This window comes from Pseudomonas sp. GM50, from assembly GCF_000282375.1.
Taxonomy (GTDB): Bacteria; Pseudomonadota; Gammaproteobacteria; order Pseudomonadales; family Pseudomonadaceae; genus Aquipseudomonas.
Genome location: NZ_AKJK01000008.1, coordinates 1 through 14,756 on the forward strand (window position 1 = coordinate 1; position 14,756 = coordinate 14,756).

At 57.6% G+C, this 14,756-nt stretch carries 12 protein-coding genes and 2 tRNA genes; all 14 read right to left on the reverse strand.

The window, feature by feature from the left end:
* Positions 1-199: 199 nt before the first annotated feature.
* Entirely contained in the window at positions 200-2,305 is a 2,106-nt protein-coding gene (gene pnp, locus PMI30_RS27675) for a polyribonucleotide nucleotidyltransferase (protein WP_008005453.1), read from the reverse strand.
* 195 nt (positions 2,306-2,500) lie between these two features.
* Positions 2,501-2,770 carry a 30S ribosomal protein S15 gene (gene rpsO, locus PMI30_RS0129360; RefSeq protein ID WP_032834718.1) on the reverse strand — a complete coding sequence of 90 codons (270 nt, stop codon included), beginning with the start codon at positions 2,768-2,770 and terminating at the stop codon, positions 2,501-2,503.
* A gap of 142 nt (positions 2,771-2,912) precedes the next feature.
* Positions 2,913-3,830: a tRNA pseudouridine(55) synthase TruB gene (gene truB, locus PMI30_RS27670; RefSeq protein WP_007900465.1), complete on the reverse strand. Its 918-nt coding sequence runs from the start codon at positions 3,828-3,830 to the stop codon at positions 2,913-2,915.
* Positions 3,831-3,833: 3 nt separating this feature from the next.
* Positions 3,834-4,235 carry a 30S ribosome-binding factor RbfA gene (gene rbfA / locus PMI30_RS27665; protein WP_007900467.1) on the reverse strand — a complete coding sequence of 134 codons (402 nt, stop codon included), beginning with the start codon at positions 4,233-4,235 and terminating at the stop codon, positions 3,834-3,836.
* A 159-nt stretch (positions 4,236-4,394) separates the two neighbouring features.
* Positions 4,395-6,920 carry a translation initiation factor IF-2 gene (infB, locus tag PMI30_RS27660; protein ID WP_008005458.1) on the reverse strand — a complete coding sequence of 842 codons (2,526 nt, stop codon included), beginning with the start codon at positions 6,918-6,920 and terminating at the stop codon, positions 4,395-4,397.
* Positions 6,921-6,947: 27 nt separating this feature from the next.
* Positions 6,948-8,429, reverse strand: a complete 1,482-nt coding sequence (gene nusA, locus PMI30_RS27655) for a transcription termination factor NusA (RefSeq protein ID WP_007900474.1) — start codon at positions 8,427-8,429, stop codon at positions 6,948-6,950.
* A gap of 47 nt (positions 8,430-8,476) precedes the next feature.
* The gene (gene rimP / locus PMI30_RS27650) at positions 8,477-8,935 is read right to left on the reverse strand and encodes a ribosome maturation factor RimP (RefSeq protein WP_010463487.1); all 459 of its coding nucleotides are present in this window, start codon (positions 8,933-8,935) and stop codon (positions 8,477-8,479) included.
* A 138-nt stretch (positions 8,936-9,073) separates the two neighbouring features.
* Positions 9,074-9,150 (reverse strand) — tRNA-Met (locus PMI30_RS27645).
* A gap of 96 nt (positions 9,151-9,246) precedes the next feature.
* Positions 9,247-9,332 (reverse strand) — tRNA-Leu (locus tag PMI30_RS27640).
* A gap of 22 nt (positions 9,333-9,354) precedes the next feature.
* Entirely contained in the window at positions 9,355-9,738 is a 384-nt protein-coding gene (gene secG, locus PMI30_RS27635; RefSeq protein ID WP_030128079.1) for a preprotein translocase subunit SecG, read from the reverse strand.
* 4 nt (positions 9,739-9,742) lie between these two features.
* On the reverse strand, positions 9,743-10,498 hold the full coding sequence (gene tpiA / locus PMI30_RS27630) for a triose-phosphate isomerase (protein ID WP_008005463.1): 756 nt from the start codon (positions 10,496-10,498) through the stop codon (positions 9,743-9,745).
* 66 nt (positions 10,499-10,564) lie between these two features.
* The gene (glmM, locus tag PMI30_RS27625) at positions 10,565-11,902 is read right to left on the reverse strand and encodes a phosphoglucosamine mutase (RefSeq protein WP_008005466.1); all 1,338 of its coding nucleotides are present in this window, start codon (positions 11,900-11,902) and stop codon (positions 10,565-10,567) included.
* 16 nt (positions 11,903-11,918) lie between these two features.
* Complete coding sequence (folP, locus tag PMI30_RS27620; RefSeq protein WP_008005468.1) at positions 11,919-12,770, reverse strand: dihydropteroate synthase; 852 nt, start codon at positions 12,768-12,770, stop codon at positions 11,919-11,921.
* 8 nt (positions 12,771-12,778) lie between these two features.
* Positions 12,779-14,689: an ATP-dependent zinc metalloprotease FtsH gene (gene ftsH / locus PMI30_RS27615; protein ID WP_030128083.1), complete on the reverse strand. Its 1,911-nt coding sequence runs from the start codon at positions 14,687-14,689 to the stop codon at positions 12,779-12,781.
* Between the last annotated feature and the right edge of the window lie 67 nt (positions 14,690-14,756).

The following is a 14,756-nucleotide window of genomic DNA, read 5'->3' on the forward strand; positions in this document are numbered from 1 at the left end:
TCGGCTGCGTAGCAGCCGTAAACCGGTACACGCAGTGGCCTGGCGTAATGCATCAGGGTCGCTTCGCAACCCAGCGGGAGCAAGCTACCTCGCCACAGTAAGTTCATGCTCAGATACTTTCCTGCACACAAAAAAATGCCCCGCCGTTTTCACGGCGGGGCATTTTTTATAGCGTTGAAGCGGTCAGGCGTGGGAGTGATTAAACGCCCGAAGCCTTGGCTGCTGCTACGTCTTTGATGGACAGCTTGATACGGCCGCGGTTGTCCACGTCCAGTACCAGTACTTCCACTTCCTGGCCTTCTTTCAGGATGTCGGTCACTTTCTCAACGCGAGCATCGCTCAGCATCGAGATGTGAACCAGACCGTCCTTGCCCGGCAGGATGTTGACGAATGCGCCGAAGTCGACGATGCGCTCAACCTTACCGACGTAGATCTTACCGATCTCGGCTTCAGCGGTGATGCCCAGAACGCGCTGACGCGCAGCTTCTGCAGCTTCCTTGGTTTCGCCGAAGATCTTGATCGAACCGTCGTCTTCGATGTCGATCGAAGCCTTGGTCTCTTCACAGATCGCACGAATGGTCGCGCCGCCTTTACCGATGACATCACGGATTTTGTCGGTGTCGATTTTCATCGCGATCATGGTCGGAGCGTTTTCCGACAGCTCGGTACGCGACTGGCCAATGATCTGGTTCATCTGACCGAGGATATTCAGGCGCGCTTCCAGGGCTTGGCCCAGAGCGATTTCCATGATTTCTTCGGTGATGCCCTTGATCTTGATGTCCATCTGCAGCGCGGTAACACCTTTGGCGGTACCGGCTACTTTGAAGTCCATGTCGCCGAGGTGATCTTCGTCGCCCAGGATGTCGGTCAGGACAGCGAATTTCTCGCCTTCTTTAACCAGACCCATGGCGATACCGGCAACCGGTGCCTTCATCGGAACGCCGGCATCCATCAGAGCCAGGGAAGCGCCGCAGACCGAAGCCATGGAGCTCGAACCGTTGGACTCGGTGATTTCCGACACCACACGGATGGTGTACGGGAACACGTCGGCAGCAGGCAGCATGGCCTGAACCGAACGACGGGCCAGACGGCCGTGACCGATTTCGCGACGACCAGCGCCACCCATGCGACCACACTCACCTACCGAGAACGGAGGGAAGTTGTAGTGCAGCATGAACGGGTCTTTTTTCTCGCCTTCCAGGGTGTCCAGCAGCTGTGCGTCACGGGCAGTACCCAGAGTCGCGACTACCAGGGCCTGGGTTTCGCCACGGGTGAACAGTGCCGAACCGTGGGTCTTCGGCAGAACGCCGACTTCGATGTTCAGCGGACGTACGGTCTTGGTGTCGCGACCGTCGATACGTGGCTTGCCGTTAACAATGTTTTCGCGAACGGTGCGGTATTCGATTTCGCCGAAAGCCGCTTTGACTTCAGCGGAAGTCGGTTGGCCTTCTTCGCCGGACAGCTTGGCAACCACCTGGTCTTTCAGTTCGCCCAGACGAGCGTAACGGTCGGCCTTGATGGTGATGGTGTAAGCCTGGGAGATCGCGTCGCCGAACTCGGCACGGATAGCGCCCAGCAGTGCGGTGGCTTCTGGCTGAGGAGCCCAGGTCCAGGTTGGCTTGGCAGCTTCAGCGGCCAGTTCCTTGACGGCGTTGATCACCACCTGGAACTCGTCGTGCGCAAACAGTACTGCGCCCAGCATCTGGTCTTCGGTCAGCTCTTTGGCTTCCGATTCAACCATCAACACGGCTTCCGAAGTACCGGCAACGACCATGTCCAGGCTCGAAGCTTTCAGCTGTTCGTAAGTCGGGTTCAGCAGGTAACCGGTGCTTTCATGGAACGCAACGCGGGCAGCGCCGATCGGGCCATCGAAAGGAATGCCGGAGATGGCCAGGGCAGCCGAGGTACCGATCATCGCAGCGATGTCCGGATCGGTCTTCTTGCTGGTGGAAACGACGGTGCAGACAACCTGCACTTCGTTCATGAAGCCTTCTGGGAACAGCGGACGGATCGGACGGTCGATCAGTCGGGAAGTCAGGGTTTCTTTCTCGGAAGGACGGCCTTCACGCTTGAAGAAACCGCCAGGGATCTTACCGGCAGCGTAAGTCTTTTCCTGGTAGTGAACGGACAGAGGGAAGAAGCCCTTGCCTGGATCGGCTTGTTTGGCACCAACAACGGTCACCAATACGCTGACGTCGTCGTCAACGGTGACCAATACTGCGCCGGAGGCCTGACGGGCGATACGGCCAGTCTCGAGGGTAACGGTCGACTGACCGAACTGGAATTTTTTGATTACCGGGTTCACGGTGTCCTACCTTCTTTTGTGGCTCTTGGGGAACTTGTCTTCTTGCGAAATTCTTGGGCAATGTCGGGAATCGGCCCAACGCCTGTCCAGGGTAAAACGACTATCCAGATAAAACTTGAGGCTGGGAGCCTGCCATGCGCCAGCGGGAAACCCACTGACGCACGACAGACAACCAACCTCTAGCGCAATCGCTTATTAGCGACGCAGACCCAGGCGACCGATCAGAGCCTGGTAACGGCCCAGATCCTTGCCTTTCAGGTAGTCCAGCAGCTTACGGCGCTGGTTTACCATGCGGATCAGACCACGACGGGAGTGGTGATCTTTACCGTTGGCCTTGAAGTGACCTTGCAGCTTGTTGATGTTGGCGGTCAGCAGTGCAACTTGCACTTCTGGCGAACCAGTGTCACCAACAGCTTGCTGGTAGTCAGCTACGATTTGAGCTTTTTCTTGAACGTCGAGAGCCATGAGGCAATCCTTTTATCAGGAAACTGTTTCAAAGAAACAGCTTCAACAGGCCAGGGACAAATCCCTGTATCTATAAATGAGTAGTGACCGTGCCTGTTAACAGCCACACTCGCCGGCCTGCTGTTACACAGGCCGGTTTCGGTCATTCTGACCGAATCAGTCGACGCGGCGCGATGCGCCCGTCTTCGCTCACTTCACCGATACCGATGAAGCGACCGTTGTGATCCTGTACCCGTACCATGCCGAACTTCGGTGCATCCGGGGCGCGGACCGGTTGGCCGTTAAGCCAGTAGAACGCGCTGTGCTCCGAGAAATGCAACAGTGGCCAGTCCAGCAGACCGCTGTCCGATGGCATCAGAAAGCGGTCGACCGCCTCGTTGCCGCCTTCGGCATGTACCGCTTCAAGCTCTTCCAGCGTGACGGTCTGTGCAAGCGTGAAAGGCCCGGCCTGGGTACGTCGCAATTCAGCCACGTAAGCGCCACAACCGAGTTGCTCACCGATATCCTCCACCAGGGTGCGGATATAGGTGCCTTTGCTGCAATCCACCGCAAGCCGCGCAGTATCACCCTCAAAGGCCAGTAATTCCAAGCGCGCAATAGTAACAGAACGCGGTTCGCGCTCCACTACTTCGCCTGCACGGGCCAGCTTGTACAGCGGTTGGCCATCACGCTTGAGCGCCGAGTACATCGGCGGTATCTGACTGATTTGCCCACGAAATTTCGGCAGCACAGCTTCGATATCGGCGCGACCAACGGTCACCGGGCGTTCCAGCAAAACTTCACCTTCGGCATCGGCCGTGGTGGTGGTCTTGCCCAGTTGCGCCAGGGTTTCATAACCCTTGTCGGAATCGAGCAGGTATTGCGAGAACTTGGTGGCCTCGCCGAAGCACAACGGCAGCACGCCGGTGGCCAGCGGATCAAGACTGCCGGTGTGCCCGGCCTTCTCGGCATTGAGCAACCAGCGGACCTTCTGCAACGCCGCGTTGGAGGTGAACCCCAGCGGCTTGTCGAGCAGGATGATGCCGCTGACGTTACGACGGATACGTTTGACCTGAGCCACCGATTACTCCTTGGCGTCTTCGGGTTCAGCCGCTACCGGGTGCTGATTGTCTTCAGCCACCGCACGCTCGATCAGGGCCGACAGGTGCGCGCCACGCACGACGCTTTCGTCGTAATGGAAGTGCAACTGCGGAACGCTGCGCAACTTCATTTCGCGAGCCAACTGCATACGCAGGAAACCTGCGGCGGAGTTGAGCACCTTGATGCTTTGCGCGATGTCGTCGCGGCTGTCCTGGCCCATCACGGTGATGAAGATCTTGGCGTGACCGACGTCACGGCTGACTTCAACAGCGGTAATGGTGACCAGGCCGACGCGCGGGTCTTTGACTTCACGACGGATCAGCTGTGCCAGCTCACGCTGCATCTGATCGCCGATACGTTGGGTACGGCTGTATTCTTTTGCCATGTCTTGTTACCTGTTACTGCCCCACGGTGAAACCCGAGGGGTCTGAAAGCGGCAAACGCCCGGCCTGACAAAAGCCAGACCGGGCGTTGCGTTTAGAGTCCGGACGTTGCGCCGCGCATCTGCATGCGGTGGCTCATCGTGGCCCTTGAAGTGCGCGAGTTAGAGGCTGCGAGCAACCTGCACCTTCTCGAAGACTTCGATCTTGTCGCCGACTTTGACGTCGTTGTAGCTCTTCACGCCGATACCGCATTCCATGCCGGCGCGTACTTCGGAAGCGTCATCCTTGAAGCGGCGCAGGGATTCCAGCTCGCCTTCGAAGATAACGATGTCTTCACGCAGTACACGGATTGGACGGTTACGGTGAACAACACCTTCGATAACCATGCAACCGGCGATCGCGCCAAACTTCGGCGAACGGAACACGTCACGCACTTCAGCGGTACCCAGGATGTTCTCGCGAACATCGCTGCCCAGCATACCGGTGAGGGCTTTCTTGACGTCTTCGATGATGTCGTAGATCACGTTGTAGTAACGCATATCCAGACCTTCCTGCTCGACGATCTTGCGAGCGCCAGCATCGGCACGCACGTTGAAGCCGAACAGTACAGCGTTGGAGGCCAGTGCCAGGTTGGCGTCGGATTCGGTGATACCACCGACACCGCCACCGACCACGCGCACTTGCACTTCGTCGTTACCCAGGCCATTCAAGGCACCGTTCAACGCTTCCAGCGAACCACGGACGTCGGATTTGAGGACGATGTTGAGCGTCTTCTTCTCTTCCTGACCCATGTTCTCGAAGATGTTTTCAAGCTTGCCAGCGTGAGCACGGGCCAGTTTGACTTCGCGGAACTTGCCTTGACGGAACAGAGCCACTTCACGGGCTTTCTTCTCGTCGGCAACCACGCTCATCTCGTCGCCAGCGTCCGGGGTACCGTCCAGGCCGAGAATCTCGACAGGGATGGAAGGACCGGCTTCCTTGATTGGCTTGCCGTTCTCGTCGAGCATGGCGCGAACGCGGCCATAGTTCGAACCGACCAGCACCATGTCGCCTTGGCGCAGGGTACCGTCTTGAACCAGAACGGTTGCAACCGGGCCACGACCTTTGTCGAGACGCGATTCAACCACGACGCCACGGCCAGGAGCCGAAGGGGTCGCTTTCAGTTCGAGAACTTCAGCTTGCAGCAGAACAGCTTCGAGCAACTCGTCCACGCCAGTACCGACTTTCGCCGAAACCGATACGAACGGGGTGTCGCCGCCCCACTCTTCCGAAGTCACGCCGTGAACCGACAGTTCGCTACGGATGCGATCGAGATCGGCGCCCGGCTTGTCGATTTTGTTCACTGCAACAACCAGCGGAACACCAGCAGCCTTGGCGTGCTGAACAGCTTCAACGGTCTGCGGCATTACGCCGTCGTCCGCTGCAACCACCAGGATCACGATGTCGGTCGCCTTGGCACCACGGGCACGCATGGCGGTAAACGCGGCGTGACCAGGGGTGTCGAGGAAGGTGACCATGCCGCGTTCGGTTTCAACGTGGTACGCACCGATGTGCTGGGTGATACCGCCGGCTTCGCCAGCAGCTACCTTGGCACGACGGATGTAGTCGAGCAGCGAGGTCTTACCGTGGTCAACGTGGCCCATTACGGTCACAACCGGTGCACGGGAGAACGCTTCACCTTCAAACTTCAGGGACTCGGCCAGGGAATCTTCCAGGGCGGTGTCGCTGACCAGGGTCACTTTGTGGCCCAGCTCTTCGGCAACCAGTTGGGCAGTTTCCTGATCCAGTACCTGGTTGATGGTCGCTGGAGTACCCAGTTTGAACATGAACTTGATGATTTCAGCAGCCTTGACCGACATCTGCTGGGCGAGATCGCCAACAGTGATGGTCTCGCCGATCTTCACTTCGCGCACAACAGGGCCGGTTGGGCTCTGGAAACCGTGGGCGTTGCGTTTCTTCAGCTTGGCCTTGCCGCGACCACCACGACGGAAGCCATCGCTTTCTTCGTCGGTAGTACGTGGCGCAACACGTGGAGCAGGCGCTTTTTCCTTGACCGAAGCACGATGCGGAGCGTTTTTGCGCTCGCCATCGCCACTGCCACGACGATTGCTATCGTCGGCACGTGGTTTGTCCGGACGACGCTGTTCGTCGCGCTTGCGAGTGTCGGCCGCAGGAGCTGGTGCAGCTGCAATAACCGGCGCGCTTTCACGCACTGGCTCGGCAACTGCAGCAGGCGCTGCAACGGCGTCGTTAGTAGCGGTTTGCGCAGCAGCAGGCTGGCGACGCGCTTCTTCTTCGGCGCGACGCTTGGCTTCTTCTTCAGCCTTCTGACGTGCAGCATTTTCTACTGCGCGGCGTTCTTCCAGTTCGCGTTTGCGCTCGGCTTCGATTTCTTCCGGGCTGCGTTGTACGAAGACTTTCTTCTTGCGTACTTCAACGCTGATGCTCTTGCTACCAGCAACACGCAGGGTGCTGGTGGTTTTGCGCTGCAATGTAATCTTGCGCGGTTCTTCCACTTTCGCCTTGTGGCTGCTCTTCAAGTGAGTCAGCAAAGACTGCTTCTCACTATCGCTCACACCTTCATCGGCGGCGGTGTGCGGCAGACCTGCCTCACGCATCTGCTGCAACAGGCGCTCTACCGGTGTTTTGACCTCATCGGCCAGTTGTTTCACCGTGACTTGCGTCATGCACTTCTCTCCTCAGGCCGCGCCTAATTACTCGAACCAATGGGCTCGGGCGGCCATGATCAACTTGCCGGCACGATCATCGTCAATGCCGTCGATGTCGAGCAGGTCGTCAATAGACTGCTCGGCCAGGTCTTCGCGGGTAATTACGCCGCGCACCGCCAGTTCCATCGCCAAATCCTTGTCCATACCCTCAAGCGAGAGCAGGTCTTCGGCCGGATGGGCGTCTGCCAGCTTTTCCTCAGTAGCGATGGCTTTAGTCAACAAACGATCCTTGGCGCGAGCGCGAAGCTCGTTGACGGTTTCTTCGTCAAAGCCGTCGATGTTGAGCATTTCTTCCAACGGTACGTAGGCAATCTCTTCCAGGCTGGTAAAGCCTTCATCTACCAGCACCTGTGCCAGGTCTTCGTCGACTTCCAGCTCGTCGATGAAGTTGCGCAGGATGTCGCCGGTTTCTGCTTGCTGCTTAGCCTGGATGTCCGATTCGGTCATCACGTTCAGGGTCCAGCCAGTCAACTGGCTAGCCAGACGCACGTTCTGACCACCGCGACCGATGGCCTGAGCAAGATTGTCTGCGCCAACGGCGATGTCCATTGCATGGGCATCTTCGTCAACGATAATTGCCGCCACTTCAGCCGGCGACATTGCATTGATCACGAACTGCGCCGGGTTATCGTCCCACAGGACGATGTCCACACGCTCGCCGCCCAATTCGCCCGACACTGCCTGGACGCGCGAACCGCGCATACCGATGCAAGCGCCTTGCGGATCAATGCGTTTGTCCTTGGAGCGGACCGCGATCTTGGCGCGCGAACCCGGGTCGCGGGACGCAGCCATTACTTCGATCAGGCCTTCAGCGATTTCCGGCACTTCGATGCGGAACAACTCGATCAGCATTTCCGGCGCGGTACGCGACAGGATCAGCTGAGGACCGCGGTTCTCGGTGCGGATTTCCTTGAGCAGCGCACGCAGACGCACGCCAACCCGGAAGGTTTCGCGAGAAATAATGTCTTCACGGGCCAGCAACGCTTCAGCGTTATTGCCCAGATCGACGATCACGTTGTCGCGGGTGACTTTCTTCACGGTGCCGGAGATGATTTCTCCCAGGCGCTCGCGATAGGCGTCAACGACTTGAGCACGCTCGGCTTCACGAACTTTCTGCACGATGACCTGCTTGGCAGTCTGTGCAGCAATGCGGCCGAACTCGATGGATTCGATCTTTTCTTCGACAACGTCACCGACCTTGGCACCAGGATGCGTTTCTGCAACCTTGCTCGGCCAGGTTTCGATGGCCGGATCGTCCAGGTCTGCTTCTTCGACGACCGTCCAGCGACGGAATGTCTCGTAAGCACCGGTGTGGCGATTGATTTCCACACGCAGATCGACTTCGTCCTCAAAACGCTTTTTGGTAGCAGTGGCCAGGGCCAGCTCCAGCGCTTCAAAAATTACGTTTGCCGGTACGCCCTTTTCATTGGATACCGACTCAACAACCAGCAGTACTTCTTTGCTCATCGTACGCCTCGCCTTTCGCAAGCCATTGGATCCGCGGGATCCGCGTCTCAGTCAAAACTGGGAATAATGTTGGCCTTGTCGATCATATCGATCGGCAACAGGAACTCATGGTCTTCAACCTGCACCACGACGTCCTGCTCTTCTACACCGCGCAGAAGGCCCTGAAAGTTGCGCCGACCTTCAAAAGGCGAGCGCAGCTTGATCTTCACTTGTTCACCGGCAAATTTTGCAAACTGCTCAATAGTGAACAGTGGGCGTTCCATGCCAGGCGAGGAAACTTCAAGGGTGTATTCAACCGCGATCGGATCTTCAACATCCAATACACCGCTGATCTGACGGCTGACGATGGCACAATCGTCCACCAGCACGCCGCCCTCTTTATCAATATAAACGCGCAACATTGAGTGGCGACCTTGAGCCGAAAACTCAATACCCCAGCATTCATAGCCTAGGGCCACGACCACCGGGGCCAGCAAGGCCTGCAACTCTTCTAGCTTGCTCGACACCTGAACCCCCTCGTGCATGTATGTGCATGCTGTGCAAAATAAAAAAATGGGCGAAACGCCCATCCTTGAAACGCCGTTGAACAGCGGCGTTGAAAGTATCCAGCTAACAAAAAGCCCCTGAAAAGGGGCTCCTTAAACTGGTTGCGGGGGCCGGATTTGAACCGACGACCTTCGGGTTATGAGCCCGACGAGCTACCAGACTGCTCCACCCCGCGACAAAGCTGGGGCGGAAGTATACGACCGATCCCTGACAGGGTCAATGTAACCTTCCACCTACAAGAAAGCCCGCAACAGCGGGCTCTCCTGATAATTGGTACCGAGAAGGGGACTCGAACCCCTACACCCTATGGGCACAACCACCTCAAGGTTGCGTGTCTACCAATTCCACCACCTCGGCAATACTACGTTTGAAACCCTTCTTACTTCTGCTCTTGAGCTGGAGGTACGTCAGTCGCTGGAGTAGCCGACTTTTGCTCTTGAAGCACCGGGACATCATCAGAAGCCGGTTGTTGCTTTGGAACTTCCAACACTGCCGGGTTTGGCAAACCTACTTGAGTCAGCTCATGAGCCTTCTCTTTAGCAAAGTAACCTAACCCCAAGCTGGTTATGAAGAAACCGGCGGCAAGTATAGCAGTAAACTTACTAAGAAAGGTAGAGGAACCTTGGCTTCCGAACACAGTATTTGAAGCACCTGCTCCGAAAGACGCGCCAGCATCCGCACCTTTACCCTGCTGCAGCAAAACCAGAGCAACTACGCCCAATGCACCCAGCAGATGAAAAACGACTACGACTGTTTCCAGCATTTTTTCAGTTTCCCGCGGCGCGACAAATCGCACCGAACTCATCTGCATTCAGGGAAGCTCCACCAATGAGCCCCCCATCGATATCCGGCATGCCGAACAGTTCGACCGCATTGGCCGCCTTCACGCTGCCGCCGTATAGAAGCCGCACACCTTGCGCGACCTCAGAATTCTCTACCGCCAACTGAGCGCGAATGGCTGCGTGCACATCCTGCGCCTGCTGCGGCGAAGCAGTCAGCCCGGTGCCAATGGCCCAGACCGGCTCGTAAGCGATTACTGCCTTTGCAAAGACACCTACACCCAGCTCCTCAATGATACTGCCAAGCTGACGTCCGACAACCTCAGGAGTTTTTCCAGCTTCGCGCTCTTCAAGGGTCTCCCCTACGCACAACACCGGAATCAAGCCACATGCCTGCGCCGCTGCGAACTTGCGAATCAGCATTCCGTCCTGCTCGCCCATTATCTGGCGGCGCTCGGAGTGCCCGACAAGCACCAGGGAACAACCTGCATCCACCAACTGACTCGGCGCAACTTCACCAGTCAATGCACCTTGCATGGATTCCACTGCAGAATTCTGCGCGCCGACCGAAATCGACTTGCCTTTCAAGCCATCAATCACTTGATTGATATGCAAGCAAGGCGGGAATACCGCGACATCAACACCGCTCGGCAAGGCCAGATGACCAAGGCCATTGATCAGCTCAGCGACGCTGGCGCGGGTACCGTGCATCTTCCAGTTACCAGCTACCATAGGGCGACGCATGCTGTACCTCGTCGGTCAAAGTGGGCGCAGATGTTACCCAACACAATCATGGCTGGCAAGCCGAAATCAGACAGAAACTTCAGTTACCAGTTTTGCCAGCTCTTCGGCGTAACCGCGGACCTGCGTTTCGTCCTCACCCTCGACCATGACCCGCACCAGCGGCTCTGTCCCGGACTTGCGCAACAGTACGCGCCCACGACCAGCCATCGCCTGGGTGACACGATCACTGGCCTCCTTGACTTTCGGATGCTCGAGAGGACTCGCACCACCGCCAAACCGGACATTGATCAGCACTTGAGGACACTTGCGCAGCGCCTGGCGGGACTGAGCCAGGCCTTCTGCGCGCCTCTTCAGCGCCATCAACACCTGCAACGCGGCAATAATCGCATCACCGGTGGTGGTGTGACTGAAGCACACAATGTGCCCCGAATTTTCCCCACCCACCTGCCAATCGCGCTCCAGCAACTCGGAGATCACGTAACGGTCGCCAACGTTGGCGCGCACAAAAGGAATCGCCAGATCAGCCAGGGCCAGTTCCAGCCCCAGGTTACTCATCAGCGTACCGACCACACCGCCCTGCAACTTGCCGCGCTCTTGCAGATCGCGAGCGATGATGAACAACAACTCGTCGCCGTCGACGACAGCGCCAGTGTGATCGACCATCTGGACCCGGTCACCATCACCGTCAAAGGCAATACCCAAATCGGCGTGCTCGGCCAATACGGCAGCTTGCAGTGGTTCCATATGGGTCGAACCGCAATTTTCATTGATGTTCAGGCCATTAGGATGAGCAGAAAGCACAACGACATCGGCTCCCAGCTCACGGAACACACTAGGCGCCACTTTATAGGTCGCACCATGGGCACAATCGATCACGATTTTCAGCCCGGCAAAACTGGTACCGGTCGGGACGCTGCTCTTGCAGAATTCGATATAACGGCCCGAGGCATCGTTGATTCGCGATACCTTGCCAATTTTGCTCGACTCAACCACGGTCATCGGGGTGTCGAGCAGCTCTTCGATCATCAGCTCGACTTCATCCGGAAGCTTGGTGCCCTTCCCGGAGAAAAATTTAATGCCGTTGTCGTCATGAGGGTTGTGCGAAGCGCTGATCACGATGCCGGCTTCGGCATGAAAGGTACGTGTCAGATAGGCGATGGCCGGCGTCGGCATCGGCCCCAGGAGCATCACATCAGCACCTGCCGAGGTCAGCCCGGCTTCAAGCGCCGACTCGAACATGTAACCGGAGATCCGGGTGTCCTTGCCCACGAGCACCTTGCAAGCACCCATGCGGCGAAATGCCATGCCTGCCGCCCAGCCAAGCTTGAGCATGAAATCAGGAGTAATCGGGTATTCACCGACCCGACCACGAATGCCGTCGGTGCCAAAGTATTTTTTGCTCATAAGTACTCCATCATTCTTATTCGGCTGATTCTACTGCGGCAATCATTCGCACTACGTCGACCGTTTCAGCCACATCATGGACGCGCAATATACGCGCCCCCTTGAATGAAGCCAGTGCCGCGAGCGCCAAACCGCCATGCAGACGCTCTCCCACCGGCCGATTCAAGGCTTGCCCGATCATGCTCTTTCGCGAAACCCCGACCAACAGGGGCCGCCCCAAGGCATGCAAGGCTTCCATATGCTTAAACAAGCTCAGGTTGTGCTGCAAGGTTTTCGCGAAGCCGAAGCCCGGATCGAGGATGATCCGCTCAGCAGGGATGCCCACCGACGCACACTGAACCATGCGCTCGGCGAGAAACTCGCCGACCTCTTTCGTCACATCCTGATACTGCGGATTGTCCTGCATGTCGCCCGGCTCACCGAGCATATGCATCAGACACACCGGCAAACCGGTGGCCGCCGCGGCATCCAGGGCACCGTCCCGGCGCAACGAACGCACATCATTGATCAAACCCGCCCCAAGCCTTGCGGTTTCACGCATGACTGCCGGCGTGGAAGTATCGACCGAAATGATCACATCGAGTTCACGACTGATGCGCTCAACGATAGGTGCTACACGCTCAAGCTCTTCAAGCGGTGAAACCGCCCTGGCACCGGGCCGGGTCGATTCACCACCAACGTCGATCAGCGTCGCACCAGCTGCCACCATCGCCTCGGCGTGACGCAGGGCCGCATCCAGCTGGCTGTATTGGCCGCCATCGGAAAAGGAGTCGGGAGTGACATTGAGAATGCCCATGACATGCGTCTGGGCCAAATCAAGAACCCGGTTGCCGCAAGGCAACCGGGTCGAGGACTGAACAGAAGTCATTTCAAACCTTATACGTCAGCAGCCGGGCCACCGATTGGCGTTTCCGGACGCCCATCCTGCACCGCCGGAGGCGTGCCGGACGTATCACTACCGCCAGACCAGTCGCGAGGCTCGCGAGGTGCACGACCCGCCATGATGTCATCGATCTGATCGGCATCGATCGTCTCGTACTTCATCAAGGCATCCGCCATGGCGTCAAGCTTGTCACGGTTATCCGTAAGGATCTGTTTGGCCGTGCCGTAGCATTGGTCAATGATGCTGCGTACTTCGGAGTCGATCAGCTTGGCTGTCTCGCCGGAGAAACTGGCATGTTGACCACCGCCGCCACGACCGAGGAACACTTCGCCCTCTTCTTCGGCGTACATCAACGGGCCGAGTTTTTCCGACAAGCCCCACTTGGTCACCATGTTCCGTGCGATCTGGCTGGCACGCATGATGTCGTTGGATGCACCGGTAGTGACGCCGTCGAAGCCCAAGGTCATTTCTTCAGCGATACGACCGCCATACAGCGAGCAGATCTGACTGATCAGTGCACGCTTGGACAGGCTGTAGCGATCTTCTTCCGGCAGGAACATGGTCACACCGAGCGCGCGACCGCGCGGGATGATCGACACTTTGTAGACCGGATCATGCTCAGGGACGACGCGACCGACGATAGCGTGGCCAGCTTCGTGATAAGCAGTGTTCTGCTTCTCTTTCTCGGACATGACCATGGATTTGCGCTCGGCACCCATCATGATCTTGTCTTTGGCCAGTTCGAACTCTTTCATCTCGACGATGCGCTTGCCGGCACGGGCTGCGAACAACGACGCCTCGTTTACCAGGTTGGCCAGGTCGGCACCGGAGAAACCAGGAGTACCACGCGCGATCACGGCCGGAGCGACGTCGTCACCCATTGGCACTTTGCGCATGTGGACTTTGAGAATCTGCTCGCGACCACGGATATCCGGCAGACCGACCACGACCTGACGGTCGAAACGACCCGGACGCAGCAATGCAGGGTCCAGCACGTCGGGACGGTTGGTTGCTGCAATGACGATGATGCCGTCATTCATTTCAAAGCCGTCCATCTCTACCAGCAACTGGTTGAGAGTCTGTTCGCGCTCGTCGTGACCGCCGCCCATGCCGGCACCACGGTGGCGACCGACGGCGTCGATTTCATCGATGAAGATGATGCATGGCGCGTGCTTCTTCGCCTGCTCGAACATGTCACGAACACGACTGGCACCGACACCGACGAACATTTCGACGAAATCGGAACCGGAAATGGTGAAGAACGGCACTTTGGCTTCGCCGGCAATCGCCTTGGCGATCAAGGTTTTACCAGTACCAGGAGGACCGACCATCAGCACGCCACGAGGAATGCGACCGCCCAAACGCTGGAACTTGCCTGGATCACGCAGGAATTCGACCAGCTCGCCAACTTCTTCCTTGGCTTCGTCGCAACCGGCAACGTCAGCCAAAGTGGTTTTCACCTGATCTTCGGAGAGCAGGCGCGCCTTGCTCTTGCCGAAGCTCATCGGCCCGCCCTTGCCACCGGCACCGCCCTGCATCTGCCGCATGAAGAACATGAAGACAGCGATGATTACAAGGATCGGGAAGCTTGCGACCAGGAGTTGAGTCCAGATGCTTTGCTGCTCAGGCTGCTTGCCTTCAACTACCACGTGGTTATCCACGAGGTCGCCGATCAGACCGTTGTCCTGGATTGCCGGACGAATGGTCTTGAAGCTGTCGCCATCGTTGCGCTTGCCGGTAATCACGTAGCCATCAACCGCTACGCGCTCGACCTTGCCATCCTTGACCTGCTGGATGAAGTCGGAATAGTTGAGGGTCTGCGGCTCGTTAGGGCTGGAGAAGTTGTTCATCACCGTCACCAGGACAGCCGCGATGATCAACCACAGGATCAGATTCTTTGCCATATCGTTCAATTAACTACCCTCTGAAGCAAGCTCCGCTAATGGCGCGTGCTTCGCATGATATTCACCG

Excerpts from the sequence above, each read along its gene's own strand:
- rpsO (WP_032834718.1), bottom strand. The coding sequence starts at position 2,770 with ATGGCTCTCGACGTTCAAGAAAAAGCTCAAATCGTAGCTGACTACCAG.
- rbfA (WP_007900467.1), bottom strand. The coding sequence starts at position 4,235 with ATGGCAAAAGAATACAGCCGTACCCAACGTATCGGCGATCAGATGCAG.
- infB (WP_008005458.1), bottom strand. The coding sequence starts at position 6,920 with ATGACGCAAGTCACGGTGAAACAACTGGCCGATGAGGTCAAAACACCG.
- nusA (WP_007900474.1), bottom strand. The coding sequence starts at position 8,429 with ATGAGCAAAGAAGTACTGCTGGTTGTTGAGTCGGTATCCAATGAAAAG.
- secG (WP_030128079.1), bottom strand. The coding sequence starts at position 9,738 with ATGCTGGAAACAGTCGTAGTCGTTTTTCATCTGCTGGGTGCATTGGGC.
- tpiA (WP_008005463.1), bottom strand. The coding sequence starts at position 10,498 with ATGCGTCGCCCTATGGTAGCTGGTAACTGGAAGATGCACGGTACCCGC.
- glmM (WP_008005466.1), bottom strand. The coding sequence starts at position 11,902 with ATGAGCAAAAAATACTTTGGCACCGACGGCATTCGTGGTCGGGTCGGT.
- folP (WP_008005468.1), bottom strand. The coding sequence starts at position 12,770 with ATGACTTCTGTTCAGTCCTCGACCCGGTTGCCTTGCGGCAACCGGGTT.
- ftsH (WP_030128083.1), bottom strand. The coding sequence starts at position 14,689 with ATGGCAAAGAATCTGATCCTGTGGTTGATCATCGCGGCTGTCCTGGTG.